This window comes from Peribacillus sp. NJ11 (assembly GCF_030348405.1).
In the GTDB taxonomy this organism is placed as follows: Bacteria; Bacillota; Bacilli; order Bacillales; family DSM-1321; genus Peribacillus.
The window spans coordinates 5,153,633-5,179,430 of the sequence record NZ_JAUCFO010000001.1; the positions used below are offsets into that span (position 1 = coordinate 5,153,633).

Here is a 25,798-nt window from a genome sequence, read left to right on the forward strand (position 1 = left end):
ATTTCCCTTCTTACCAATAACTCATTTTTCAAATGCAGCACGCTATGGTAAAATTACTAGTTGGTGCTTGTTGGCTTAAAAAGACATGTACACGAAAGGAGCCAGGCGTTTCTTTTACGCCCTTTAACATGAATATAATTATCAGTACTCTTAACGCAAAATATATCCATACATCGCTATCCATTCGCTATTTAAAGGCTTATGCCCAGCCAGATTATGATGTACAGCTGGCAGAATATACGATCAAAGATCCAATCATGAACATCGTTGGTGACCTTTATTCCAAAAAACCTGATGTCATAGGATTCAGTTGTTATATTTGGAACATCGAGGAAACAATGAAAGTTGTAGCCATGCTGAAGAAGATCAATCCAGAATTGGTTATCATTCTCGGCGGACCTGAAGTCACATATGATGTTAGTGAATGGCTTGATCAGATCCCCGGGGCTGATTTTATCGTAATTGGAGAAGGTGAAGTCACCTTTAAGGCTCTATTATCTGAAATTGAAGGTGCGAACGACTATAAAAAGGTCGGCGGCATTGCGTATCGACAGGACGGAAAAAAAATCATCCAGCCTCAGAACGGCAAGGTTGATTTGAAATCGCTGCCTACACCATACCGTTTGGAGGAAGACCGTAGTGATCTATCTAAACGTGTCACCTATATCGAAACTAGTCGAGGGTGCCCATTCAGCTGCCAATTTTGTCTCTCATCGATTGAAGTGGGTGTCAGGTATTTTGATCGTGAAAAGATTAAAGAAGATATCAGATACCTTATGGCTAATGGTGCAAAGACCATTAAGTTCGTTGACCGAACCTTCAATATCAGCCGAAGCTATGCCATGGAAATGTTTCAATTCCTAATTGATGAACATCTGCCCGGTGTGGTATTCCAGTTTGAAATCACTGCGGACATCATGCGTCCGGAAGTTATCCAGTTCTTGAACGATAATGCGCCTGCAGGATTGTTCCGCTTTGAAATCGGGGTACAATCAACGAATGACCATACGAATGATCTGGTTATGAGAAGGCAAAATTTCGAAAAACTGACGCGAACCGTCACAATGGTTAAAGAAGGGCAGAAAATTGATCAGCATTTAGACCTGATTGCCGGTTTGCCTGAAGAAGATTACCATTCCTTTAGAAAGACCTTCAATGATGTCTTCGAGCTCAGACCCGAAGAGATGCAGCTTGGCTTCTTAAAGATGCTCCGTGGTACAGGCTTAAGGATACGTGCCGATGAACACCAATATATATATAGTGATCATGCTCCCTACGAAATCCTAGGAAATAATGTATTATCCTTCGATGATATTGTCCGCATTAAACAAGTTGAAGATGTCCTTGAAAAATATTGGAACGATCATAGAATGGATCATACCACGGAATATCTGGTCAAAACGGTATTTCAATCACCATTCGACTTCTTTCAAGATTTCGGTACCTATTGGGATCAACAAGGCTGGTCACGAATCGGACATCAGCTTGAAGACTTATTCAGACGTTTACAGCAGTTTTTGGCTTCCCGCGAATCTGCTGAACTGAAAAACATAATCGGACTCATGAAATTGGATTATTTCTTGAATCAAAAATACAAACCACGTAAACCTTGGTGGGAAGCTTCACTTGATAAACATGGCCGGAAAGAGATTTATGAAGATATCCTGAATAAGCCTGATCAGCTTGGATCCTCTTTCACCGCTTTGGCACTTAATGAAAAAGAAATACACAAACACACCTTGCTCGAGGCACTTCCCTTTGATTTGGAAATGTATTTATCGGAGGGGACAATCGTCGAGAAACCATCGATCATGCTTGCCTATTTTGATCCGAGTGGTAAGGGCTCAATCGTCTTCCCACTCTCAAAATCCGGAAGCATCATTTTTTAAAGATAAGGACGGACCCCAGTAATGGGCCCGTCCTTTTTTATTTTTTTATTTATTATCACGTTTTTTATTTTCTTTTGCCAATATTTCATAAATTTTGGTCGCGTTCATATCGCCACTGAATTCGATTCCAAATTCAGTCCGTACATGTTCCCCTATCTTTTCCTGTGAGTTCCGTTTTTCATTATCCATTAACTTCTTCCTTTTCTGCCTTGCTTCGAATTGCGGTTAGCACCTTTCATTGGGTTTTCCTCTAATGCGAACTCATTGGAAAACTCATTTTCAGCTTGGTTCCTTTTTGGCGTTTTGCTTGCTTTGACAGCACCATCGACATTGGCTTTCCTTTTCATTTTCATCCACCCCTTTTAATATAGTTTACATTTTTAGAATGGGGTAAAACAGCCGAAAATTATTCAGGGATAATATAGGGACAGACGAGAAAAATAACCGTAAAACGAAAAGGGAGATACTATATGAAGAAGAAATTGGATTCACCAATTGTCGACGATACACAACCCCACCAAATTAATGCACCAAGCTTTAAAGGAACCGGCATAAAACCACAAGCTCCATTCGTCAATGATTACGGAGTCGTCATCGGAGACAGTAAATATGCATCTGAAAACTCACCACTCGAAAATTGGAGCGAAGATACCGACCCGGAAATCATGGCTGGAGACGAATGGATACACCCCACCAATGATATAGGCTGGAATTCAACCGAAAACCGTGAACTGTTAGAGGCTAAAAGAGCGCCGCAACCTCTCTTTATGCATCCTGATAAAGATGTTAGCGTTGAAACGGATTGAGTGGTTCTTAAGGAAGTGAAATCCCCTTATTAGCCAAGGGGTGTATCGCTTAGGTATACACCCCTTACTATCATTTAACCTGCAAAATCAACTTGCCTTTCGTTTGACGTGCGTTCATTTCTTCATGGACCTCTGCGGCCTTTTCAATCGGATATATGCCGCCGATAGTTAGCTTAAGCTCCCCTGACGCCACGTAAGAAAAAAGGTCTTCAATGCTAGGCAACAGCAAATCTGGGTGTTTCATGATCTGTGGCAGGAAAAAACCTACGACGGATTGATTGCGCTTCATTAATTGCTGTGGGTTCATCGTATAAGGTTCTCGGCTGGCATTACCAAAAACGACAAGACGGCCAAATGGTGCCAAACATTTCAATGTTTTCTTGAAAATATCCCCTCCAGCCATTTCCAGCGCCACATCGACTCCTTTTCCTCCCGTGGCTTCACGGACTTTCAGTTCCCATCCTTCTTTGGTATAATCGATAAGTTCATCTGCCCCCATCTCTTTAGCTAGCTCCAACTTTTCCAATGTGCTGGCAGTTGCAATCACTTTTCCAGCCCCGAAGATTTTGGCCAACTGGACTGCAATCGTTCCCACTCCCCCTGCAGCAGCATGGACCAATACCGTATCCCCCTGTTGCATGCGCCCCATTGTCTTTAGAATATGATAGGCGCTCAGGCCTTGAAGGGGTAAGGCAACAGCTTCATGGAACTGAATGGCATCAGGAAGCGGAATGGCGGAGAATTCATCAGATAGGGCATATTCTGAATACCCACCCGATTCAATTAAACTCACGACCCTTGTACCAGGTTTGATTTTAGTCACCTTTCCACCAACTTCCACCACTACACCCGCCACTTCCGCACCTGGAATGAACGGAAGCGGCGTAGGTACTACATATTGTCCTTCCCTCCTGGCTGTATCCGCATAATTGACGCCGACACAATCGATTTCAATCAGAACTTCATGCCCAGTTGGCACGGGCCTTTCCATTTCAGTCATTTTCAGTACTTCCGGTCCGCCGTATTTTTCAAATTGAATAGCTCTCATCATTGTCCCCCCTTATTAATTCCCCGTAAATCCCGGTTTTCTTTTCTCTTTGAATGCTGCCACCCCCTCTAGATGATCTTCTGTGGAAGCCATCAAGGTTTGCGTGATTCGCTCCTGTTCGAGTATTTCATCCAATGTAGCCGTAAATGAATGGCTAACGAGTTTTTTCATCATTCCATATGCTTTTGTTGGACCATTTGAAAGCTTTTCCGCTAGTTTCAATGTTTCTTCTTCAAGTTGATTGAGTGGATATAAATAATTAATTACACCTAACTGGTATAAGCGTTCCGCAGAAATCGGCTCTGCTGAAAAGAAGAGCTGCTTTGCAAGGTGGGGGCCTACTAACTTTGGTAAAAAATACGAACCCCCTCCATCTGAAATCAGGCCTACCTGTGAAAAACTCATGGCAAATTGACTATCATCGGAAGCCACTATCAAATCACAAGCGAGTGCCAAATTGAAACCGGCCCCTGCCGCAAATCCATGAACGGCAGCGATAACTGGAACCTCAGAAGCATCGAGTGCCAAAATGCATTCGTTCATTCTGCCAACATGATCATACAATTGACCTGCAGATGCCTTCCCCATCGACTTAACGTCTCCTCCTGCAGTGAATGACCGACCCGCCCCTTTGATGATGACAGCCCTTATATGTGGCGTTTGTTTAACATCCTTAATCGTTTTCGTTAAATTTGCAATCATATCAGGACTAAATGCATTCAGGCTTTCAGGACGATTCAAAGTCAGGATCAATACATTATCGATAACTTCTGTCAACAAGTGTTCTTTTAACATTTTCCCATCCCCTTTTTCTATTTGATCAACCAGCCGCCATCCACCAATATATCTGTCCCTGTCATATAGGAAGCCTCCGGAGAAGCAGCAAAGGTAATGACATTACTGATTTCCTCCGCTTTCCCCACTCTTTCCAGTGCCGTGTTCCTCTGAATGGACTTTACGAATTTTTCATTTTGCAATCCATCCTCCGTTAATGGCGTTTCAATAAACCCCGGAGATACGGAATTGACCCGAATGCCGACTGAAGCGAGTTCCAGTGCCAATGATTTCGTTAAACTGATGACCCCTGCCTTAGCAGAGCTGTAATGCGGGATGAATGCCCCTGCCTGATGTCCTGACAGTGAAGCGACATTCACGATTGCCCTGTTGATGGAACCTTCATTTCCACTGTTCGCTCCTTCTTCCATTACTTTCCCTAAGTACTTGGAAACTAGATAGACACTTTTCAAATTGACATGTTGAATCATATCCCAATCAGCTGCAGATGTATCCAAAAGCTTCGAGGACTTTGATCCGCCTGCGTTATTGATTAGGATGTGAAGGTCACGATATTGTTCCTTTACATACATGGACAACTCTTTTACATCTTCCTCGACGGTTACATCCGCAGGGAAAATATCGGCCATGGGAATCGTGTGCCTGGCATTGATTTCAGCTGCCGCTTTCTCCAGCTTTCCTTTCGTCCGCCCTACCAACAACACTTTTGCCCCTTCGTCCGATAAGCGCATCGCTGTAGCTTTCCCAATACCAGAACCTGCACCTGTCACCACCGCTATTGACTGCGAAAACCTCATTCCCTTCACCTCATTTCTGGATTTTGATACTACGTTTCCTGCCTTTTCAATTCCGCCTCGATTCTTCCATCCACCAACTCCGGAACAAGATCTATCGAACCTTTTTGGGCCGCCAATTCCAAATCGGCGATCAAGCTGTGTTTGTCAAACAGCTGTCCGACATATGATGATTGCAAGATATCAAGGGCATTTTCGCTATTCGTGCGATAAAGCGCAATTGCAGCCTTTGCTGCATCGTTGAGCATGAATGTACCTTGTGATCCAGCAATCAGGCAATCTATCAAATGGCCTGCACCGTAAAAGTCTTCCAGACTGAATTCACCTGAGTTTCCCGAACAAACGATGACGATCGTTTCTGTTTTATGATGTTTTTTTATTTTTTCCGCAACAGACGGATTATTCAGCAATGAAGCGATGTAAACCTTTTTGGCAGCGGCAGAATTTCTCAACGCTACCGTTCCGTTAGTCGTAGACAGTATTAGTGTTTTTCCGTGTACCAACTTACTCAATAGCGTCGGACTTGGGTACATCAAATCTTCAACCGGCTTTGCTTTAAGTTCACCTGCCACTAGAATATCCCCATGGCCCAATTCCTGGCTTTTCACTAAGGCATCAATTGGATCCATGACAGGAATCACCTGGCGTGCTCCATCATGAAGTGCTGAAATAATCGTTGTGGTCGCTAATAACACATCCAGGATGACTGCAACTTTTTCCCCTTCTTGAAGCTTTTCCCCATCTATCTCTTCTTTTTTTAATAACAAATGAATGTTTTGTACATACTCCATATTCTTAAACTTCCTTCGCAGCTACATTTGCTGCATGGCTGATTAAGCTTTTAACCGTTTTTCCGAGATTGGAAAAACGGGGGTCACTAGTCTGGCCTTTTTTATATCGGTAATAGATTTGCTGAAGGATGACAGCTAACTTAAAGTAACCAAAGGTTAAATAAAAATCGACGTTGGAAACATCCCTGCCGCTTCTTGCTGCATACGTCTCGATAAATTCCCTTCTTGTCAGGAAACCAGTTAAAGTCGTGACGGACGCTTGACCCACACCGATTTTGATAGGTTCCGGGTCACCGCTTTCCGTCCAATAGCTTAAAGCAACTCCTAGATCGGCTAACGGATCACCAACGGTGGACATTTCCCAATCAAATAAACCGACCATCTCTGTAAGGTCATGGTTAAACATGGCATTATTGATCTTATAGTCATAATGGATAATTGAAGTCTGGCTATGTTTCGGGATATTCTGTTGCAAATATTCGATAAGCGGCCGAACTTCTTTTATTTCATCTGTCTTTGCTCTCTCATAGCGGGAAATCCAACCGTTTACTTGTCTTTCAATGAATCCCTCCGGTTTGGAGATTTCCACTAATCCCGTTTTCTCATGAGGGATCGAGTGTAGGTCAGCAAGCCGATCGACCATGACATAAGAAAGCTGTCGGCACCTTTCAGGAGTAGGCTCGATTCCTTTGGGAAACTCATTGTCTATTACAATTCCATGTTTCCTTTCCATTAGGAAAAAAGGGGCCCCAGCAATAGACTCATCATCCGAGAATAGAATTGGCTCGGGAGCGGCTTGAAAATATGGGTTGATTGAGGCCAGAATATGATGTTCACGCTTCATATCATGTGCCTTTGGAGCGACAGGACCAAGCGGCGGCCTTCTGAGGACTGCCTCCCACTCCCCCATTTTCAGCTGATAGGTCAAATTGGAATAACCTGTGGAAAATTGTTGCAATTCTAACGGTTCATTTGGAAGGTCCAATACATTTTTTCTTAGAAAGCCTTCTAATGAATGAACATTCAGTTCCTCTCCGGGCCGAACAGGAATCGTATCGTCAACCATGTTCTTCCACTCCTTTAGACTTTTATCATTCTAATTATGAACAAGATGTGAGATGAGCTTTTCTTTAATCATTTCAGGAATTGGTTCACTATTTTGATTCAAAAAATTGAAACAGACTAAAACTGCACTCCCCTTGGCAATGACTTCACCAGTTTGTGAACAGAGAATATCATGGACCATTTCACAGCTTTTCGTCCCCACCTTCGTCAAGGATGAACGAATGGTCAAGAGTTGATTGAAATATCCCTGAGCAATAAAGTCGCATTTTGTGGAGGCTAACAAAAAATTCCACGATTCGACTTTCGTCGCTAGTCCCAAGGCTTCAAAAAATTTCATGCGGGCTTCTTCGAGGTAAATGAAATAGCTTGTGTTATTGATGTGGCCCAAAGCATCCGTTTCGGAAAAACGGACGTTGACTTCAAATTCATGCATAATACCCCTCCTTGTTTAACGATGTACAAAAGCAGGTTTACGCTTATCCAGAAAAGCGGAAACCCCTTCTTTAACATCTTCAGTTTGGAAGATTTCTTCAAAAAGATTCGTTTCTAGCTCTAGTCCTTGTTCAAGCGTTGCCTCACTTCCTTCATTAATCGCCTTCTTGATTCTTGAAAGTGCTTGTAGAGAGTGCCTCGTCATTCTTGAAGCCAAGATTTTCGCTTCCGATAAACCGCAGCCTTGCTCGACGACTTTATTGACAAGCCCGATTTTTTCCGCTTCTTTGGCATCAAGCGGATCACCGGTGAATATAATCTCCTTTGCTTTTGCGTTCCCTACAAGTCTGGACAAACGCTGTGTACCGCCAGCTCCAGGAAATAAGCCTAATTTCACTTCCGGCAGCCCAATTTGCACCTGTGTTTCAGCGACACGCATATCACAGGACAGAGCCAATTCGCATCCGCCGCCTAAAGTCAGTCCATTTAATACAGCAATCGTAGGTTTAGGGAACTTGTCTATTTTTGTTAAGACAGCATGACTTTCCCTTACCAATTCTTTCATATTGGGGTTTCCCATCATGTTAGGGAATTCTTTTATATCAGCACCAGCCGCAAATGCGATATTGCCTGCACCCGTTAAGAGTACTGCTACAGTTTCAGAATCCTTTGAAAGTTCAGTGAATATTTCTCCCAATTCTTTGAATACCTGTTTGCTGATCACGTTTAATGGAGGATTATCAATGGTTATGATCGCAAGCTTATTTTCTTTTTCCACTCTAATTAACTGTGTCATCGATTCTTCACTCCTTGATTTGGATAATCATACCAACCTTTTCCTGTTTTCCTTCCTAAATGTCCTTTGTTCACCTTTTCTTCTATACAAGCATTTGGCTTGTCTTCTGGATTTCCAGTTTCATTGTATCGTTGCTGCATGACAAAATATCCTACATCAATACCTGATAAATCCATCAGTTCAAATGGACCGATGGGATGGCCTAACGCTTTCCGGCAAATTAAATCGATATCCTTATAATCCACAATTCCTTCTTCATACAAATATAGGGCCTCACGCTGCAACGCTCCCAAAATTCGATTGGCTACAAATCCTGAAATTTCTTTCCTCAACAAAACTCCTGTCCTATTCATTTTCTCTGTGACTTCCATCGCAAGCTTAGCGGTTTCTTCAGAAGTTTGATTACTCATTACAACTTCAACACAATCCATTATTAGAGGCGGGAAAAAGAAATGCATATTAATGAACTTATCCGGACGATTCGTCACACCTGACAGCAGGCTATTGACAATCGTTGAACTATTCGTTGCAAAAATGGTTTCTGTTGGTGCCAATTGCTCCAGTTTAGCGAAAACTTCCTGCTTCACATCAAGTTTTTCAACAACCGCTTCAATGATCAAATCAGCTTCACTGGCCGCTTTCTCCAAATCGGTAGTATATTGAAGACGGCTAAATGCCGCCAACTTTCGATCTTCAGACAATTTTCCTTTTTGGACCCATTTAGTCAAAATGACGTCCAATTTTTCTTTGGCTGCATTCAACGCTTTTTCCTGAACATCCTGAAGAATCGTTTCGTAACCTCCAAGTGCAGCAAGCATCGCAATTTGATGCCCCATCTGCCCAGCCCCGATTACGGTTATTGATTGAATTTGCTTGTTGGTCATGCCCTCCATCTCCCCTCTACTAACTGGTTAGTATGTAACCTAGTCACGCTTCAATTCCATGCAGAATCATCCCCATAAAAATGGCTGCCACTTCCTGTTCGTTTTTTTCACCTTCTGGGTCAAACCAATGATAGCTCCAATTGGTCACACCCAAAATAGCAAAAGAGATGATGGATGCATCGAGATTGGAACGTAGTTCTCCGCTCTCGATGCCTTCTATCAGCACTTGCTCGATTTTATTACGGAAATCATCCCTCTTAGGAAGGACTTGTGCAAGTTTTTCGTCACTTAAATTTTTCATTTCACGGAAAAAGACCGTGGCGCTGGATTTTTTGGTTTTAATGCTTTTTAAGAGCATATATACCATATCGAAAAGCTTATCCTTACAGCTTTTCCCAGGATCCGAAATGATTATTTCCTGCTCACTAAGCAACTCATCTATATAAGCTAGATGAATATCCATAAGCAACTGCTCTTTGCTCGTAAAGTAATAATAAAACGTCCCCTTCGTCACCCCGACCGATTCGACGATATCAGAAATCGACGTTTCACTAAAGCCCTTCTTTTCAAATAAGCGTATGCTATGTTCTGTCATTTTTTCTTTCATGTATGCATCCTCGCAATCTGTTAAAATTTCAGCTGAATTGATATCATACGCTTTCGTACAATCAAAGCCTTCTTATCTCCTGGAAAGTTCTTCCCTTAAAGCTCGCCTTAAAATCTTTCCGACATTTGTTTTCGGTAACTCTTCACGAAATTCAACGAAATTCGGAACTTTATAGGCCGATAGGTTTGCACGGCAGTAATCAATGATTTCCCGTTCACTTGCCTTTTTATTATTTTTAAGTACAAGCACCGCTTTAACCGACTCCCCTCGGTAAGCATCCGGAACCCCGATGACAACCGCTTCCTGGACAGCAGGATGTTCATAGAGAACTTCCTCCACATCACGCGGATATATATTAAACCCACTTGCGATGATCAAATCTTTTTTCCTGTCGACAATATAGAGGTACCCTTCTTCATCAACTTTGGCGATATCCCCCGTATAAAGCCAACCATCCCTAAGAGTGACCGCCGTTTCCTCAGGCATATTCCAGTAACCTTTCATCACTTGAGGTCCTTTGACGACCAATTCCCCCATTTCGCCAGTGGGCACTTCTTTTGTCCCGTCTCCTAGGTCCATCACTTTATATTCAGTCGAAGGTATACCAATCCCGACGCTCCCAGGCTTCCTTTCAGCAAATACCGGGTTACAATGCGTTGTTGGCGAAGCTTCCGTAAGACCGTAGCCTTCCAATATCTTCGCACCTGATTTTCGTTCGAACTCACGTAGCAGTTCCACAGGCATCGGTGCACTTCCGCTGTTACAGACCTGAATTGATCCCATTCCATAATCTTCTGCCTTTGGATGATTCGTCAACGCTACATACATGGTCGGTACACCAGGAAAAGTGGTTGGCTGTTCTCGCTTTATCGTTTCAAGCACTTCTTCTATTTCAAACCTTGGCAGCATGATTGAGTCACCAGCAATATAAACGGATAGGTTCATTGCGGACGTCATTCCAAAAACATGGAAAAGCGGGATGACTGACAACGTTCTTTCAGCTCCCAATTTTAATTCATGCTTGAAGAATTCATATGATTGAACGACGTTAGCCAGAATATTTCTGTGAGTCAGCATAGCTCCTTTTGAACGGCCAGTCGTTCCTCCTGTATACTGAAGAACGGCAATATCATTTTCCGGATCGAATGATACTGGATTGATTTTTCCGTCCCCTGACTTCATGAATTGGTCAAATGAAACATCAGGCTGGAAATCTGCATCTGATGGCTGCAGGCTTACGGCGATAATATTTTTCACATTTGCATGCTGCTGGACACTTTTCACTTTCGGATATAATCCATCCAAAACCACGATCGTTTCGGCACCGGAGTCCTGTAAGATATGCTGCAACTCCCTTTCAACCAGCATTGGATTGATTTGGGTGATAATTGCTCCTGTCGTCAAAGATCCATAGTATGCAATGACGTATTGGGGACAGTTAGGTAGCATGATGGCGACACGATCACCTTTTTGGACGCCTTTTTTTTGCAGGGCTGAAGCAAAGGCTTGCGCTGCATGAAAAAGTTCCTGGTAAGATATCTTTCGTCCATAAAAAGTAATAGCTGTATTGGTTGGATAGGCCTGACATGCATTTTGAAGGATTCTTTGCATCGGAAACTCAGGAACTTTTATTTCCTTTGAAATTGAATCGGGATAAACCGACAGCCATTTTTTTTCATTCATCATTACATACCCTCCAGCCATATTTACTTACTTTTCTTTACATTGCATGTGAACCCCCATCAACAATCAAGATATTTCCACTCACGTAATCAGATGCCTTTGAGGCCAGGAAAACCGCTGCCCCTTTTAAATCATCATCACTCCCTAACCTTCTTAGCGGAGTGGAATCCAAGATAGGATTCTTTCCTTGCTCGAGAACCCCTTTCGTCATTTTTGTCGGAAAGAATCCTGGTGCGATTGCATTAACATTGATATTATGCTGACCCCACTTAACGGCTAAATCCTTCGTTAAAGTAATGACCGCCCCTTTACTCGTATTATATCCGACCGTATCGAGCACCCTCGGGTCGGTCCCTCCTAATCCGGCGACGGAAGCGATGTTTATGATTTTCCCCTGTCCCTGCTCAATCATGACCCTGCCTACAGTCTGGCTCATGATAAAGGTTCCGGTTACATTGACATTCATCACCTTCTGCCAGGCTTCAAGGGGCATGTCGACGGCCGGAGCCCCCCAGGATGCCCCGCTGTTGTTTACTAAAATGTCTATCGTACCGAATTCCCGGTAAGTTTCGTTAACGACTTCCTGTACATCCGACGGATTGGTGATATCGCACTTGAAGGAAAGCGCCCTGACCCCAAGCTTTTCGATTTGCGAAGCAACTTCGTCGCATGCTTCCTTCTTCCTTGAACAAAGAACGACATTAGCCCCTGCTTCGGCAAAGCCGGTAGCTATTTGTTCTCCCAATCCTCTCCCTCCACCGGTAATGATCGCCGTCTTTCCAGTCAGATCGAATAGGTCGGTAACTTTCATATTTTCACCTCATGCTTTTGTTGGTATTTTCGAAGTTCTATTTTAGCCACTTGTGAACGGTGCACTTCATCCGGGCCATCAGCAAGCCTTAACGTCCGTGCATTTGCCCAATGTGCAGCAAAAGGGAAATCATCGGAAATACCTGCAGCTCCAAATCCTTGAATGACCCTGTCCAGCACTTTCAATGCCATATTTGGTGCCACCACTTTTATCATGGCTATCTCCGCCTTGGCATCCTTGTTCCCGACTGTATCCATCATATAGGCAGCTTTTAAAGTCAGAAGTCTTGCTTGTTCGATTTCAATCCGTGAATCGGCCACCCATTCCATGATCACACCTTGTCTCGCCAAAGGTTTACCAAAAGCGACACGATTTTGAATACGCTTACATAATTCTTCAAGTGCTCTTTCAGCAGCGCCGATAAGCCTCATGCAGTGATGTATCCTTCCAGGTCCGAGTCTTCCCTGGGCAATCGCAAACCCTTTGCCTTCACCCCATAGTATATTCGATGCCGGAACCCTCACATTTTCAAAATTGATTTCGGCATGGCCATGCGGAGCATGATCATAACCAAACACTGGGAGCATTCTCTCGATTTTCACACCCGGTGTATCCAGCGGTACAAGAATCATTGACTGTTGTTCATGCTTGGACGCTTCAGGATCTGTCTTACCCATAACGATGGCAATCTTGCATCGGGGATCGCCTGCTCCTGACGACCACCATTTCCGGCCGTTTATGACATACTCATTACCTGCCTTTTCAATCCTGCACTCGATATTGGTCGCATCGGAAGACGCCACTTCCGGTTCTGTCATCGAGAAACATGAGCGGATTTCCCCAGCAAGCAACGGTTTCAGCCAGCGTTCTTTATGTTCATCTGAACCGTATCTCACCAACACTTCCATATTACCTGTGTCCGGCGCGTTACAGTTGAAGATTTCAGGTCCTATCATCGACCTCCCCATGATTTCACAAAGCGGTGCATATTCTAGATTTGTTAAACCCGCCCCATAACCGCTATCAGGTAAAAATAAATTCCATAATCCTTCTTCTTTTGCTTTTGCCGTTAATTCAGTTAAAATCGGCGGTATTTCACTCCAGCGGCTCTTCTGTGCTTCGAGCTGCTTTTGGTAAACGGATTCATTTGGATATACGTACTTTTCCATGAATTCCGTTAACTTCTTTTCCAGATTTTTCACCTTTTGAGTATGTTCAAAGTTCAAATTGAATTCCTCCTTTTAAACTGACTAACCGGTTAGTATGTTCTTTCTTTTACAGTATACACACAATTTTCAGATTTTTTCAATAATTAAATCATTTATTTTCATGTCGCTTTAGTCCTTGTACATTTTCATTTCCCCCGTGATCCTTTGGTTGGACTGTAGGAAATACACATACGATTTTCGTACCTTTTTTTAGTTCACTTGTGATGAAAACTTTTCCTCCATGCTTTTCAATGATTTTAAAACAAACGGAAAGACCCAATCCTGTTCCTGATGATTTCGTCGTGAAAAATGGTTCTCCCACTTTTTGAAGGGAGTTTTCCGGAATACCTTCCCCTTCATCCAAAATGCTTACAAAAACTTCCCCATATTTTTCATATATGCTCACAAAAATATTTCCGCCATCCGGCATCGATTCTATGGAATTTTTTATCATGTTTATTAGTACTTGCTTGATTTGGTTTTCATCAAAGTAAATGAAAATGGGTTCTGTATCATAATTTTTATGAATTTGAATATTGTTCAATACGGCGTTTGTCTCCAACAGGGTTATGACATGATTGCAGCTTTCCTTTAAATCCTTCTCAAGAAAAACCGCCTCGGCAGGTTTCGACAGCAGCAAGAGTTCATTCAGGACTTGCTCGATTCGATTTATTTCCGAAAAAATAATATCATAGTATTCCTGTTTTTCGGCACCGCCATCTTTAATCAATTTTACAAAACCCATTATAGCTGTCATCGGATTCCTGACCTCATGTGCAATCCCTGCCGCCAGTTGGGCGGCCGTTGATAACTTGCTTGATGTGATCGCCAAATGTTCGTTTAGGCTCACGAGCTTCTCTTCCGCATGTTTACGTTCATTAATTTCAGAAATAATGCCTGCCGTCCCTATGAATTTCCCAGCATCATCGTAAATTAGTTTAACGAATGCTTCAACCCAACTTGTCCCCTTTTTCGCATTTAGTTTAATGTCCGCACGAAAATATTTATTTCCCCGATGAAAGGATTCCGCAAAGGCCCTTAATACGTCTTGATAAGAAGTGTTATCCATATATTTAGAAAAGTGAAGCCCTAAAGACTCATTCACGGTTGCACCACTCATCGATTTCCATGCTGGGTTTAAATACAACCATTTTCCTTTATCATCCGTTTGGAAAATAACCTCATTGAAGCTATTGACCAATTCTTTAGAGTACTTGGAGAAAATGCGATAGCGTCCTTCGCTATCTTGCAATAAAGCAATCGTTTTCCGTTTATTATCATAGATAGCACCCAAACACCAAGCTATGGATAAAATGGCGATTAAATAAATTGCTGCAAAGGCGGAAAACCTCCGTTCTTCATGACCCAGCCATCCTAAATAGGGCAATATCAATATAAAAAAAAGGACAGGGACAATGATCCTTCCAATATATTTCATCACTTCTTCCACCTCCTTACCAAAATGTTTTAAACTTCATCCGATCGAATTCCAGCAAGTCAGGGGGCAAATTAATCATATACTGTATATAACAATGGTAAAAACCCACTCATAGGTAAATTTCAACATTTTATTCATGATTCCTGCAAACAAGACAAAAAACCTTTCCTCGATGGAAAGGTCACTGTTCAAATTAATTCATTTATCCAATGATGACGCGTTCCTTTGGATAATGGAAATTTTCCGTAACTTCTTTATGGCCTATGATATACAGAAGGGATGTTATCCCGACACGGCCAATGAACATAATGATCATTATGACAATTTTACCGGTATTACTGAGTTCAGGCGTGATTCCCATCGAGAGTCCAACTGAACCAAAAGCCGAACATACTTCAAAAATGATTTGCATCAAAGTAAAATTCTCAGTAATCGATAAAATGAAGACAGCCATTATGCAAAGGAGCGATCCCATGATCATAACTGCAGTTGCCTTTCGAATATCATCGGGATGAATCTCCCGCTTGAACACTTTAATGGAACGCCTTCCCCTCATGAAATTCCATAAAAAGAGAATCATTATTGCCAAGGTCGTTGTCCGGATACCTCCTCCGACTGAGCTAGGGGATGCCCCAATAAACATCAATATGCTCATCAATAAAAGGGTCGGTTCCGAGAAATCGCTCACATTCATTGTTGCTAATCCGCCGCTTCGCGTATTAGAAGACATAAATAAAGAGTAAAAGAACGATTCATGCCAGCTTTTATCTTTAAAGAAACCGTTCATTTCCAACAGGTAAATCAGGATCGTTCCCCCAATGATAAGGGAAAAGAAAGTGACTGATGTCAGCTTCGTGAACAAAGAAAAATGAAACTTATAAGTACGGGCACGATTGGACAAAAACTCTTTCAGCTCAATCAAGACAGGAAACCCAATGGCTCCAAGGGTAAGCAGGATAATCGTGATGAACTGTACAAAATAATCGTCTTTAAATGGAATCATTGAAATACCGGTAATATCAAAACCAGCATTCGTGGTGGCACTTACGGCTAAAAATAAGCCATTTAAAAAGGCTTCTTTCCAGTTTGGAAAATAATCCAGAAAGTAAATGCCTAAAACTAGAGCTCCAATCATTTCAATTACGACAAATATCTGAATGATTTGAATCAATAATTTAACAAGCCCCGAAAGATTCGATTGGTTTTGATCTGTCATGATCAATTGTCTTTCCTTCAAGCCGATTTTCTTACCCAAAATCAACCAGAAAAACGTACCAAGTGTCATTATGCCAATACCGCCAAATTGGAGAACAAACATTAGAATGAAATAGCCTACCTCATTATACACTTCGGGCAAACTAACAACTGTTAGGCCTGTTACACTTACTGCACTTACGGCTGTGAATAAAGCATCCATGAATTCAAATTCTACGCCTGGCTTAAGAGCAACCGGCAGACTCAACAGTACGGTCGAGATACTGACGGCCAAAAAATAATAACCGACGATAAGCTGAGCTGGTGTTAACTTTGATAATATTTTTTTGATAGCAAACATAAAGAGTTTCCTTTCTTACTCCTTTATGGTTATTTATGTAGGTGGAACACATAACCATTAATAATCTAGTTTACCCTTTTTTCATTCTTTTTTCCATTCTCTTTTAAAACTGACTTACTTTCAACAAAAAGGTAGGTTTACCAATAAGTTTGATGCCGCTTATATAAGTAAAACTCCTCATTCTACTTATACTATCATTACAGCGGCAAAAGCCGTTGAAAAAGTAAAGGGGAGATTCAAATGGCTAACAGCAGTAACAACCTTCTTGTTCCTGGAATCGAACAAGCATTAGAACAAATCAAATATGAAATTGCATCAGAGTTTGGTGTACAATTAGGGTCGGATACTTCAGCACGTGCCAATGGTTCAGTTGGCGGCGAAATTACGAAACGTCTTGTACAACAAGCACAATCTCAACTTAAAGGTCAATAATTCCTAATACAATTGAATATCCATGGCTAAGAGTCCAGCTGCATGCTGGACTCTTTTTACTTATTGTGTTCATTCCCATGTCCATTATTACCCTTATCCCTTTTCGACTTATTCCAATCTTGCTTACCTTGCTTACCTTGCTTACCTTGTTTTACTTGTTTTACTTGCTTTACTTGCTTTACTTGCTTTACTTGCTTATTTTTTTTTTCATACTTTATTGGATCGTCATTATTCTTTTCTTTGACCAATGGAACTCTTTTCTCATCGAACTTTTTAACATACTTTTCATTTTTCTGCTTGTCCTTTAATTGGTTGCTTTGATTGCGATCAGATTTTATTTTTGGCTCCCCGCTTTTTTCCTTGAAGCCATTTACCTCATTCCGTTTTCCATTTTCAGCCTTACTATCGGTTTGTTCCTTATTTTGGGCTGGTTGTGTACCCAGGTTTTTCCGTTCAGTTGGTTTGACTTCGTTTGACGGCTTTTGTTTTATTGCATTTGCATTGTTCTCTATTTCCTTTTCTCCATCCGATTTGTTTCCTGTATTCAGCGTTTCGCTCTTCACTTTCGGAATATCAACCTTTTCCTCGACTTTTTTATCCGGTGCAGGTTCCCTCATATTGACTTTTACCTTTTCTTTATCTTCATTCAACTTCTTTTCGACATACTTACCTGTGGATATGCCTTGTTCCCTTGCTTGGTCACGATCGCTTTTTGTTGCCTGAATCACTTTCATCTTTGTTTTAGTAACATTATCCTGCTCAGCTATTTCTTTTATCTCTTCTTTTAAATTCCTATCCAGTTTTTTATTCTTATCCAATAATGTTGTGGAAACGACTATTTGTTTATTTCCTTTCAAATAACCGAGTTGCTTCGTGGTTTCAACGATTCGGACTGTAACAGTCTTAATATCCTTGCCTTTCCAATCCTTCAGCTGGCCAATCACAAGCTTGCCGTCTTCATTTAAGCCAGTAAGTTTGAGAACTTCTAAATGATCGTCAAGCTCCAATTCAATGCTTGGATTCACATCTATTGTCATATATGCAGACACAGGCCCAGAGAAATAGGATGGAAGAATCGAAAATAGAATCAGGAAGGTGGAAGCAATGCTTAGCACGGCCTTTTTTTTGAGAGATGAATGAAAATTGGAAAAGGCTAAAGTGAACTTTTGTTTAGCAGGTGAAAAAGTGATTTCCTCACCCACTTCATATGCCCGTTCCTGCCTTTTGGCTTTTAGAAATTCACCCTCGGGGGTCAATAGGGTTACAAATCGCTTATTTACTGAAAGAATAACTCCTTTTTTCATCCATTGATAGCCCCTTTTATATAATCATTCAAGTACAAAAAATCTCCGTTTATTATGATTGCAACAGCAATGATGTACTTTCTGTTCCGTTCAATCGTTTTTCTGCTTACATCCACTTTTCCTTCGAGCTGCTTTACTGGCAGCCGCTTTTTTGCAAACAGGATTTCTTTCAGTTCGTCATCTTCCATTAACAATTTAGCGATCATGATGGCTCCCTTCCTTGCATCCGCATGTTTTGGAGAGTTTTCAACTAAATCCTCAAATGACAGACCAAAATCCTGTAGATGGCTTATATAAAGGTGAATTTCTTCTTTTCTTCTTTCCGATTCCTTTTGCTTCTCGTATTCATTGATGGAATTTTCATTATCGATATATATATGGCTTTGATCATTATCATCATTCAAAGTCAAATCCAATAGTACTTCTTTTCGCTTCGACTGGCTTCTTAAATAATCAATAACCCTTCGTCTAACGAGGGTTTCGGCAAATGCCAATAAAGAACGGCCTTTTTCCGGGGAATATTTATCGATTGCCTCATTAAAAGCAATCATTCCAATACTAAATTCATCATCTGATTCGTATATGTAACGTCTGCAAACCGATGAGACGGTCTTCGCAATAAAAGGTTTGAACGACTCTATAGTATCATTACGAAGGCTTATATCGCCTTCTTGAATTTTCAATACTGTTTCTTCTAAAGAACGCTTTTTTTTGAATGCTGTAAACAACAAACCAAGCATTTGCTCACCTCGCTCCTGTTGAACATAAAATACGCATCAACATACTTATCTTAAGCGGAGGGAGTCTAAAAGACAGTACCAAAAGAACTATTTTTGCGATATAAATGAAATCACATAATATATCAACATGATAAAATACTTAGTTTTTTCTCGTTTATTACAGTGCAATTACAGTAAAATTTCTTTTTACGGATTTTTTTGCAATCCAATGGGACAATTGTCATTTTTCTAACCGGAATTTAATATTCACATCTTTTAACATATCATTCGTAAAACTTACCTGCTCTTTTGAGGGTCACTCCAAAATACATTAAAAAGCAAAAAAAATAGGCGTGACAAGCACGCCAGTTTTTTAAGCTTCCTGTATTTTTTTCTCTTCTTTCGCTTTTTTTTCTTTTTTGCTTGAAATGATCCATGCACCTGCCGCAATTCCAATCAATACGGTCCAAAAAATCGATTTCCAAAGAGTTGATTCAGGGAAATGATGATCGATGACAGCCAGTGAAGGGTGCGCGAGTGTGTGTACCGCCAATTTCACTCCAACCCAACCCACAATCAAAAATGCTGCCGTTTCGAGTGAAGGACGCTGATGAAGTAACTTCACGAATGCATTTGCTGCAAATCGCATAATGATCAAACCAATCATACCGCCGAGGAACATGACAGCGAATTGCCCTCCGTCAATACCGCCGACTTTCATCCAGCCTGTTGCAGGAAGTGTAACAGCCAGTGCTACGGCAGCCAACATGGAATCGATTGCGAAAGCTATATCAGCCGCTTCAACCTTTACCACGGTCATCCAGAAGCCAGATTGCTTTTTAGGCTTCGTGATTTCCTTCTCACCTTTAACAGCGTATTTTTTGTAAATGTTCTGAAAAGCAATGAAAAGTAAATAAATCGCACCGATTGCTTGAATTTGCCACACGTCGACAAGAAAGGAAATAAGGAATAAACTTGCAAAGCGGAAAACAAAAGCTCCCATCAGACCATAAAACAAGGCTTTTCGCTGTTGTTCTTTTGGTAAATGCTTAACCATGACAGCCATGACGACTGCATTATCCGCAGCAAGTATCCCTTCCAACCCAACCAAGATAAGAAGGACCCAGCCATATTCCAATAATATTGATGCTTCCATCCATTCAACCTCCAATAGTTTGTATTCCCTCCCTATCGGCATTGGCAAAATAAAAAGACCTCTGCCGTATAGGCAAAGGTCTTGCTGAACATGAAAACATGTCAACAAAGCCGATGAATGTTTCCATTCACGTAATGACGACTTTGTTTTAGGGCGAACCCTAACGCTACTCCCCTTTGAAAAGGAAAATCAGTTATTAAGTATATTGATAGTATACGCGCTCGTTATGAAAATAACAATCTTTTTTTATTATTGGACCTCATTTTCGTTTCCCTTTGGTTAATTTAATCAATTGCAAATATTCTTTGCCAAAACGAATCCAGTTCGGTCTTGCAGAAAAGTAGTTCTGAAACAGCGATAAAAAACTCGTGTATTTCCCCTCATATGGATACCATTGGATTTCTGAATTCTTTTTACCTTTATCGACCATGATCGCTTTTTCATGACAGAAAATCTTCAATCCATGCTCGCCATGATAGCGGCCAATGCCACTTTGTTTGGCACCGCCAAATGGTAAATGATGATTAGCAACAGTAATTAGCACATCATTGATCGTCACCGCTCCTGTTACTAACTGAGACGCAATCCGGCTTGCTTTTTCCCTGTCCATCGTCCAAATGCTCGAATTAAGTCCATATTCACTTTCATTTGCTAGGGCGATCACTTCCTCCTCCGTGTCGAAAGGCATAACGGGCAACACGGGTCCGAACGTTTCTTCTTTCATGATTTTCATGGAATGATCGACATTGGACAGAATCGTCGGCGGAATGAAATGGGTCTGTCCCCTTTTCCACTCTTTCGGAGGTGTTCCTGTTTCAATTATCGCCCCCTTAGTCAGTGCGTCCTCCAGGTGTCCGGCCACAACATCAACCTGTGCCGGGAAAGTCATTGAACCGATATCATCCTTTAATTGCATCCCCTGCCTCATGGACTTCGTTTTTTCTTTAAGAAGCATTAGGAATTCCTTATAAACAGTACGTTCTACATAAACCCTTTCAACACTCATGCAAACCTGCCCGCTGTTCGTAAAAGCCCCCCAAAGAGCCCCGTTCACTGCCCGTTCCAGGTTAGCATCACGCAAAACGATCATCGGATCCTTCCCGCCAAGCTCCAGAGTCGTTGGGATCAGTTGTCTTGCTGCCACCTCACCAATCATTTTTCCGGTCCTTACAGACCCAGTAAAAAATATATAATCCGGTTTTCGCTCAGTCAACTCTGCACCCAATTCTTTTCCCCCATGGGCAAATTGTATCGTTCCCTCTGGGAAACCAGCTTCAAGAAACAGATTATCGATGCAAACCCCAACTAAAGGAGTTACTTCTGATGGCTTGGCGATGACTGTATTCCCCGCTGCTAGAGCATTAAGAATGGGGACCATCGAGAGCTGAAGCGGATAATTCCATGGTGAAATGACGAGAATCGTTCCCCGGGGCATATAATGGACATATGATTTTTTACCAATTAACATGAGTGGAGTGGTGACCTTCTGTCCGGAAAGAGTTTTCACTGCATGTTTCTCGATATGCTTGATTGCATCAATCGTTGGCATGATGTCAGCAACCAGCGCTTCAATTTTCACTTTTCCCGTATCTTTTGAAATGACTTCCGCTATTTCATCCATTTTTTCAACCATCAATAAACGAAGACGTTTTAAATGGTGCAGCCGTTCCTTGATGGGAAGGTTCGACCATGCTTTGAACGCATGTCTTGATTTCTTATATATATGAGGTATCGACGTCAATGGCGTTGGATCGATTTCCGCAATCTTCTCACCTGTTGCCGGAGAAAACACTTCCCACTTGTCATGTATTTTTTCCATAACTACTCCCCTTGCTTTTACCTTATTTTTATATGGTATTCATAATCATTTTTATACTTTGAATACGACCGACCATAGCCGAAATCCCTTCCCTGAAATCAGGACATACCATTCCAGAAGTAAATCCTTTTGGGCTGCAGTCTTGTCAAAACGCCCATTTCAAGTGCAATAATCAAGGGCTTCTTTTTCCACTCCTAAATAGGCCCATAATAAGAGCACATTGCTTAGTACCATTTGTATATGTACTTTTGGTCTTTTCTTATACAGATTCATCAACGAAAAGTTCATAAATTGCACTAGCCGTACAGAAGTTGAATCAGTTAAATGATAAGTTTTCCCTGCACCCTCTTTATATAATGCCAGACACAAAGTAGCCTGTATAATATTATTGATTGGAACCAGGTTCACAACCGTGATGAGATATATGGAAAAAAGGGAGGAAGCTTAGGCTATCAATAAAATTAAGGATGAAATGGGGACCATCGAATTTAATCGTTTCCCCTGTTTGGCTCTTAACACTCCCGAGATTATTGTGATAGAATCTCTTCTGCTTTAAAAAGTAGTTATGCTCCTTGTAATCCATCCCTCTCACCATTGAATAGTAATCTTCTCGGCATAATAGCACTGTCGAAAATGGAATATATAGTAAAAATTTTCATTATTAAAAGGAGTATTCACGTTAGCTATCGAAGGTAATGTATAGGAATCCGAAATCTCTGTAAGCAAGAGAGGAAATTTAGAAGTCAAGTTAATGGTTTTTGTGTTTAGTATTGGTATTTTGAGGATAAATTCATATTATCGAATAAAAATTATTATCTATATAACCGATTTTCCGTTACTATATAAGAAGGCGATTTTTTCGCGCATACATATTTGAGGTGAGCGCACAAGTGAAAAGAATAATTAAAGCATACGACTTCCCTATTTTCATCGCTGTCGTATTACTCTGTTTGTTTGGTTTAGTCATGATTTACAGTTCGAGCATGATTACTGCTGTTGCTCGATACGGCCAGCCCATGGATTTCTTCTTTGAGAAACAAAAAACAGCCTTTCTCATTTCATTCCTGGCAATGATCGTAACGATGATTCTTCCTTATAAGATGTACAAAAACAAAATGTTCTTGATGTTTATGATGTTTGGAATGGCCGGTATCCTTTTGCTGCTCTTTATTTTCGGCCATACAGCAGGAAATGCCACAAGTTGGTTTAAGGTAGGGACAAAATCGATCCAGCCCGCAGAATTTTCCAAGTTAGCCATGATCATTTACCTGGCAGCCATTTACGGAAAAAGACAAGATCGAATCAATAGTATTGATAAAGCCGTCATCCCCCCGATTTTCTTTCTGGTATTCATCTGTTTTTTAATCGGAATACAACCTGACTATGGAACGGCAGCAGTCATTTTCCTGATTTCAAGTACCATGATCATTTCATCCGGGATGTCTTTTAAGAGTATTTTCAAACTCTCTTTAATTACAGCGATATTCGTTGCCATATTTGCATTAGGAGTACTCGTGACTGGAAATTTCTCTTCCGTTCTCTCTGAAAATAAGGTGTCTCGTTTTACGGGATTTGCAGATCCTTTTGGAACAGCAGGAGAAAGCGGGTATCAACTCGTGAATTCATTATTCGCGATAGGATCCGGTGGCCTTACTGGTGTCGGACTTGGTGACAGTGTACAAAAATACGGGTACCTGCCTGAATCACATACAGATTTCATCATGTCTGTCATTGCAGAAGAGCTTGGGATATTCGGAGTCGGATTCGTTCTATTGACACTTGGTTTTATCGTCCTTAGGGGATATGTACTTTCAGCAAAATGCAAAGATCCATTTGGAAGTCTTTTATTGATTGGCATCTCATCCATGATTGGCATTCAAGTTGGCATCAACGTCGGCGGAGTGACTGGACTTATCCCTATTACAGGGATCACCCTTCCATTCATCAGTTATGGAGGATCTTCCTTACTGCTGCTCATGCTTTCTATGGGCATATTCCAAAATGTCGTAATGCGAATGAATTTACTTGAACAGAAAGAAAAGGTCGTGACCCTCCCAAAGGATGAGATCGCTTCTTCAAAATAAACGATCCAAATCCTTTACCCCTGACATTTTTCATGTCAGGGGTTTTTAGTCATACCCGTCTCTCCATAATGGTTAGGTTATAAAAAAACAGGCAGTCGAAACCGACCGCCTGTTTTTTCATTTATAATGGATACCTATTTTCGTAAAGCCTGCAATCAAACTAAGCAAAGGACAAAGTAAGCAAAAGAATGCAAATGGGGCATATTCAAGGGTTGAAACACCCAATACCTGTGTCAAGAATACACCGCAGACACCCCAAGGAACCAGAGGATTCACAACTGTTCCCGCATCTTCAAGTACCCTCCCAAGCGTTTTTGGCTGCAAGCCTAAATCTTCATATTTCTGCTGAAAGGCTTTCCCTGGCAATATAACTGACAAATACTGTTCCCCGACTAGGAAATTCACGCTGATTCCTGCAAAAACGGTAGCTGAAATCACTTTCGCTACACTCGTCAATGAATCCTGGACCGCATTTAAAATAGAAGGGATGACCCCCAACTCGAACAATAATCCGCCCATCGCCAATGCCAACATCACCATCGAAACGGAGAACATCATACTTTCAATGCCGCCCCGCGATAGGATTGAGTCAAGTTGATCCATTCCACTCTTAAGTACAAAGCCGCCGTATAAAATATCTGCTAGTTTTGCAACCGACAAACTTGGCGTTTGTATGAAAGCAATGACTGCCGCCGAAATGATTCCTGCTGACAATGTCGGAATGGCTGACACCTTTTTCAAAGCCATGACTAGAACGATGACAAACGGAATCAAACTCCATATGCTAATGTTCGTTTCCATTTCCAAGGCTTTGGTCATGGCTTCAATCTCATCAACACGAGCCAGTTTGACATTCGGTGAAAGGAAGTAAAAAATGATAAGTGATATTAAAAAACCTGGAATCGTTGTCCACAACATATTATTAATATGTTCAAATAATGGTACTCCAACTGTTCCCGAAGCAAGGTTGGTCGAGTCGGATAATGGAGACATTTTATCCCCAAGAAATGCACCGGAAATGATTGCACCGGCTGTAATCGCCAACGATAAATCCATCGCCGCCGCCATACCTATGAAAGCAACGCCGATCGTGGCTGATGTTGTAAGTGAACTCCCGATACAGAGCCCAATTAGCGAACACACCAGAAATGTGACCGCATAGAAATATTCACCAGAAATCCAGTCAAACCCATAGTACATGATGGTAGGGATTGTCCCGCTTGCCATCCAGATCGAAATTAGCATTCCAATGAAAAAGAATATATAGATGGCTCCCATACCTGAAACTGCACCTTTGACTATAGCCGCTTCCATAATCGTAAATGGCAGCTTCTTTATCGTTCCATAAACAAATAGAAATAGGATGGCCGCTAATATTGGAATATGGGGGGCAAGTCCATAATGTATGATACCAGTTGCAATAATTAAGAATAGAATTGCCAAAACCCCGATTGCTTCAGGTAAGGAGAGTTTTAGCTTTGCATCTTCTAGACGCATGATGTATTTCCCCGCTTTCATGTTGTATATTCTGTGAGGTAAGGATCGGACCTTTCCACTCCTCGTAATTACTGAAACGCTTTTAAGCACTAAAGTACTAGCTAAATATATAGGAGTTTCGGGAGATTGTCAAAGGAATATTTTAGTAGATTTCAATATTTTTCAGTGATATTCCTTTAAAATTA

At 41.4% G+C, this 25,798-nt stretch carries 25 protein-coding genes; 4 read left to right on the forward strand and 21 right to left on the reverse strand.

The genetic code is table 11. The annotated features are described in order from the left end of the window. Nucleotides 1-128 precede the first annotated feature (128 nt). Complete coding sequence (locus QUF86_RS25180) at nt 129-1,889, forward strand: B12-binding domain-containing radical SAM protein (protein ID WP_289336294.1); 1,761 nt, start codon at nt 129-131, stop codon at nt 1,887-1,889. A gap of 45 nt (nt 1,890-1,934) precedes the next feature. Here the strand turns inward: QUF86_RS25180 and QUF86_RS25185 are convergent, their stop codons facing one another. Together QUF86_RS25185 and QUF86_RS25190 are read right to left on the reverse strand one after the other, a co-directional pair. Next, nucleotides 1,935-2,078 (reverse strand): hypothetical protein, encoded by a 144-nt coding sequence (locus tag QUF86_RS25185; RefSeq protein WP_289317328.1) that lies wholly within the window; start codon nt 2,076-2,078, stop codon nt 1,935-1,937. Then, a complete protein-coding gene (locus QUF86_RS25190) occupies nt 2,078-2,236 on the reverse strand; it encodes a hypothetical protein (RefSeq protein WP_185148035.1) in 159 nt (52 codons plus the stop codon). Before QUF86_RS25190 ends, QUF86_RS25185 begins: the two co-directional genes overlap by 1 nt. Nucleotides 2,237-2,359: 123 nt before the next feature. Between QUF86_RS25190 and QUF86_RS25195 the strand changes: the two genes are divergently transcribed. Next, nucleotides 2,360-2,695, forward strand: coding sequence for a DUF3905 domain-containing protein (locus QUF86_RS25195; protein WP_289317329.1), 336 nt, complete (start codon nt 2,360-2,362; stop codon nt 2,693-2,695). Nucleotides 2,696-2,765: 70 nt separating this feature from the next. Here QUF86_RS25195 and QUF86_RS25200 read toward each other — a convergent pair whose 3' ends face one another. From QUF86_RS25200 to QUF86_RS25265, 14 genes are all read right to left on the reverse strand, one after another. After that, nucleotides 2,766-3,743 (reverse strand): quinone oxidoreductase family protein, encoded by a 978-nt coding sequence (locus QUF86_RS25200; protein ID WP_289336017.1) that lies wholly within the window; start codon nt 3,741-3,743, stop codon nt 2,766-2,768. Between the two features lie 15 nt (nt 3,744-3,758). After that, nucleotides 3,759-4,538, reverse strand: a complete 780-nt coding sequence (locus QUF86_RS25205; RefSeq protein ID WP_289317331.1) for an enoyl-CoA hydratase/isomerase family protein — start codon at nt 4,536-4,538, stop codon at nt 3,759-3,761. Nucleotides 4,539-4,555: 17 nt separating this feature from the next. Further along, nucleotides 4,556-5,335: an SDR family NAD(P)-dependent oxidoreductase gene (locus tag QUF86_RS25210; protein WP_289336018.1), complete on the reverse strand. Its 780-nt coding sequence runs from the start codon at nt 5,333-5,335 to the stop codon at nt 4,556-4,558. A 29-nt stretch (nt 5,336-5,364) separates the two neighbouring features. Further along, a complete protein-coding gene (locus QUF86_RS25215) occupies nt 5,365-6,123 on the reverse strand; it encodes a 2-phosphosulfolactate phosphatase (protein ID WP_289336019.1) in 759 nt (252 codons plus the stop codon). 4 nt (nt 6,124-6,127) lie between these two features. Then, a complete protein-coding gene (locus tag QUF86_RS25220; protein ID WP_289336020.1) occupies nt 6,128-7,189 on the reverse strand; it encodes a phosphotransferase family protein in 1,062 nt (353 codons plus the stop codon). 30 nt (nt 7,190-7,219) lie between these two features. Then, entirely contained in the window at nt 7,220-7,621 is a 402-nt protein-coding gene (locus tag QUF86_RS25225; protein ID WP_289336021.1) for an acyl-CoA thioesterase, read from the reverse strand. A gap of 15 nt (nt 7,622-7,636) precedes the next feature. Further along, nucleotides 7,637-8,416, reverse strand: coding sequence for an enoyl-CoA hydratase/isomerase family protein (locus QUF86_RS25230; RefSeq protein ID WP_289336022.1), 780 nt, complete (start codon nt 8,414-8,416; stop codon nt 7,637-7,639). Continuing rightward, nucleotides 8,413-9,300, reverse strand: a complete 888-nt coding sequence (locus QUF86_RS25235) for a 3-hydroxyacyl-CoA dehydrogenase family protein (RefSeq protein WP_289336023.1) — start codon at nt 9,298-9,300, stop codon at nt 8,413-8,415. Before QUF86_RS25235 ends, QUF86_RS25230 begins: the two co-directional genes overlap by 4 nt. A 43-nt stretch (nt 9,301-9,343) precedes the next feature. After that, complete coding sequence (locus QUF86_RS25240) at nt 9,344-9,907, reverse strand: TetR/AcrR family transcriptional regulator (RefSeq protein ID WP_289317338.1); 564 nt, start codon at nt 9,905-9,907, stop codon at nt 9,344-9,346. Nucleotides 9,908-9,979: 72 nt separating this feature from the next. Beyond that, the gene (locus tag QUF86_RS25245; RefSeq protein WP_289318446.1) at nt 9,980-11,590 is read right to left on the reverse strand and encodes a long-chain-fatty-acid--CoA ligase; all 1,611 of its coding nucleotides are present in this window, start codon (nt 11,588-11,590) and stop codon (nt 9,980-9,982) included. A gap of 37 nt (nt 11,591-11,627) precedes the next feature. After that, nucleotides 11,628-12,401, reverse strand: a complete 774-nt coding sequence (locus tag QUF86_RS25250) for an SDR family oxidoreductase (RefSeq protein WP_289317339.1) — start codon at nt 12,399-12,401, stop codon at nt 11,628-11,630. After that, nucleotides 12,398-13,627: an acyl-CoA dehydrogenase family protein gene (locus QUF86_RS25255; protein ID WP_289336025.1), complete on the reverse strand. Its 1,230-nt coding sequence runs from the start codon at nt 13,625-13,627 to the stop codon at nt 12,398-12,400. Before QUF86_RS25255 ends, QUF86_RS25250 begins: the two co-directional genes overlap by 4 nt. 91 nt (nt 13,628-13,718) lie before the next feature. Then, nucleotides 13,719-15,047 carry an ATP-binding protein gene (locus QUF86_RS25260; RefSeq protein ID WP_289336295.1) on the reverse strand — a complete coding sequence of 443 codons (1,329 nt, stop codon included), beginning with the start codon at nt 15,045-15,047 and terminating at the stop codon, nt 13,719-13,721. 202 nt (nt 15,048-15,249) lie between these two features. Continuing rightward, entirely contained in the window at nt 15,250-16,602 is a 1,353-nt protein-coding gene (locus QUF86_RS25265) for a TrkH family potassium uptake protein (RefSeq protein WP_289317341.1), read from the reverse strand. Nucleotides 16,603-16,842: 240 nt separating this feature from the next. Here QUF86_RS25265 and QUF86_RS25270 point away from each other — a divergent pair, with 240 nt between their 5' ends. After that, nucleotides 16,843-17,034 (forward strand): alpha/beta-type small acid-soluble spore protein, encoded by a 192-nt coding sequence (locus tag QUF86_RS25270; RefSeq protein WP_034314196.1) that lies wholly within the window; start codon nt 16,843-16,845, stop codon nt 17,032-17,034. Between the two features lie 56 nt (nt 17,035-17,090). Here the strand turns inward: QUF86_RS25270 and QUF86_RS25275 are convergent, their stop codons facing one another. From QUF86_RS25275 to QUF86_RS25290, 4 genes are all read right to left on the reverse strand, one after another. Next, entirely contained in the window at nt 17,091-18,338 is a 1,248-nt protein-coding gene (locus QUF86_RS25275; protein ID WP_289336026.1) for an anti-sigma factor domain-containing protein, read from the reverse strand. Next, a complete protein-coding gene (gene sigI / locus QUF86_RS25280) occupies nt 18,335-19,078 on the reverse strand; it encodes an RNA polymerase sigma factor SigI (protein WP_289324234.1) in 744 nt (247 codons plus the stop codon). The genes QUF86_RS25275 and sigI overlap by 4 nt, the downstream gene beginning before the upstream one ends. 352 nt (nt 19,079-19,430) lie before the next feature. Next, nucleotides 19,431-20,213 (reverse strand): TerC family protein, encoded by a 783-nt coding sequence (locus QUF86_RS25285; RefSeq protein ID WP_289317344.1) that lies wholly within the window; start codon nt 20,211-20,213, stop codon nt 19,431-19,433. 259 nt (nt 20,214-20,472) lie between these two features. After that, a complete protein-coding gene (locus tag QUF86_RS25290) occupies nt 20,473-22,032 on the reverse strand; it encodes an aldehyde dehydrogenase family protein (protein WP_289336027.1) in 1,560 nt (519 codons plus the stop codon). 890 nt (nt 22,033-22,922) lie between these two features. Here QUF86_RS25290 and QUF86_RS25295 point away from each other — a divergent pair. Continuing rightward, nucleotides 22,923-24,116, forward strand: a complete 1,194-nt coding sequence (locus tag QUF86_RS25295) for an FtsW/RodA/SpoVE family cell cycle protein (protein ID WP_289336028.1) — start codon at nt 22,923-22,925, stop codon at nt 24,114-24,116. A gap of 117 nt (nt 24,117-24,233) precedes the next feature. Here the strand turns inward: QUF86_RS25295 and nhaC are convergent, their stop codons facing one another. Further along, nucleotides 24,234-25,613: a Na+/H+ antiporter NhaC gene (gene nhaC / locus QUF86_RS25300; RefSeq protein ID WP_289336029.1), complete on the reverse strand. Its 1,380-nt coding sequence runs from the start codon at nt 25,611-25,613 to the stop codon at nt 24,234-24,236. Nucleotides 25,614-25,798: the final 185 nt, after the last annotated feature.

Excerpts from the sequence above, each read along its gene's own strand:
- QUF86_RS25180 (WP_289336294.1), top strand. The coding sequence starts at position 129 with ATGAATATAATTATCAGTACTCTTAACGCAAAATATATCCATACATCG.
- QUF86_RS25185 (WP_289317328.1), bottom strand. The coding sequence starts at position 2,078 with ATGGATAATGAAAAACGGAACTCACAGGAAAAGATAGGGGAACATGTA.
- QUF86_RS25190 (WP_185148035.1), bottom strand. The coding sequence starts at position 2,236 with ATGAAAAGGAAAGCCAATGTCGATGGTGCTGTCAAAGCAAGCAAAACG.
- QUF86_RS25195 (WP_289317329.1), top strand. The coding sequence starts at position 2,360 with ATGAAGAAGAAATTGGATTCACCAATTGTCGACGATACACAACCCCAC.
- QUF86_RS25200 (WP_289336017.1), bottom strand. The coding sequence starts at position 3,743 with ATGAGAGCTATTCAATTTGAAAAATACGGCGGACCGGAAGTACTGAAA.
- QUF86_RS25205 (WP_289317331.1), bottom strand. The coding sequence starts at position 4,538 with ATGTTAAAAGAACACTTGTTGACAGAAGTTATCGATAATGTATTGATC.
- QUF86_RS25210 (WP_289336018.1), bottom strand. The coding sequence starts at position 5,335 with ATGAGGTTTTCGCAGTCAATAGCGGTGGTGACAGGTGCAGGTTCTGGT.
- QUF86_RS25215 (WP_289336019.1), bottom strand. The coding sequence starts at position 6,123 with ATGGAGTATGTACAAAACATTCATTTGTTATTAAAAAAAGAAGAGATA.
- QUF86_RS25220 (WP_289336020.1), bottom strand. The coding sequence starts at position 7,189 with ATGGTTGACGATACGATTCCTGTTCGGCCCGGAGAGGAACTGAATGTT.
- QUF86_RS25225 (WP_289336021.1), bottom strand. The coding sequence starts at position 7,621 with ATGCATGAATTTGAAGTCAACGTCCGTTTTTCCGAAACGGATGCTTTG.
- QUF86_RS25230 (WP_289336022.1), bottom strand. The coding sequence starts at position 8,416 with ATGACACAGTTAATTAGAGTGGAAAAAGAAAATAAGCTTGCGATCATA.
- QUF86_RS25235 (WP_289336023.1), bottom strand. The coding sequence starts at position 9,300 with ATGACCAACAAGCAAATTCAATCAATAACCGTAATCGGGGCTGGGCAG.
- QUF86_RS25240 (WP_289317338.1), bottom strand. The coding sequence starts at position 9,907 with ATGAAAGAAAAAATGACAGAACATAGCATACGCTTATTTGAAAAGAAG.
- QUF86_RS25245 (WP_289318446.1), bottom strand. The coding sequence starts at position 11,590 with ATGAATGAAAAAAAATGGCTGTCGGTTTATCCCGATTCAATTTCAAAG.
- QUF86_RS25250 (WP_289317339.1), bottom strand. The coding sequence starts at position 12,401 with ATGAAAGTTACCGACCTATTCGATCTGACTGGAAAGACGGCGATCATT.
- QUF86_RS25260 (WP_289336295.1), bottom strand. The coding sequence starts at position 15,047 with ATGAAATATATTGGAAGGATCATTGTCCCTGTCCTTTTTTTTATATTG.
- QUF86_RS25265 (WP_289317341.1), bottom strand. The coding sequence starts at position 16,602 with ATGTTTGCTATCAAAAAAATATTATCAAAGTTAACACCAGCTCAGCTT.
- QUF86_RS25270 (WP_034314196.1), top strand. The coding sequence starts at position 16,843 with ATGGCTAACAGCAGTAACAACCTTCTTGTTCCTGGAATCGAACAAGCA.
- QUF86_RS25275 (WP_289336026.1), bottom strand. The coding sequence starts at position 18,338 with ATGAAAAAAGGAGTTATTCTTTCAGTAAATAAGCGATTTGTAACCCTA.
- sigI (WP_289324234.1), bottom strand. The coding sequence starts at position 19,078 with ATGCTTGGTTTGTTGTTTACAGCATTCAAAAAAAAGCGTTCTTTAGAA.
- QUF86_RS25285 (WP_289317344.1), bottom strand. The coding sequence starts at position 20,213 with ATGGAAGCATCAATATTATTGGAATATGGCTGGGTCCTTCTTATCTTG.
- QUF86_RS25290 (WP_289336027.1), bottom strand. The coding sequence starts at position 22,032 with ATGGAAAAAATACATGACAAGTGGGAAGTGTTTTCTCCGGCAACAGGT.
- nhaC (WP_289336029.1), bottom strand. The coding sequence starts at position 25,613 with ATGCGTCTAGAAGATGCAAAGCTAAAACTCTCCTTACCTGAAGCAATC.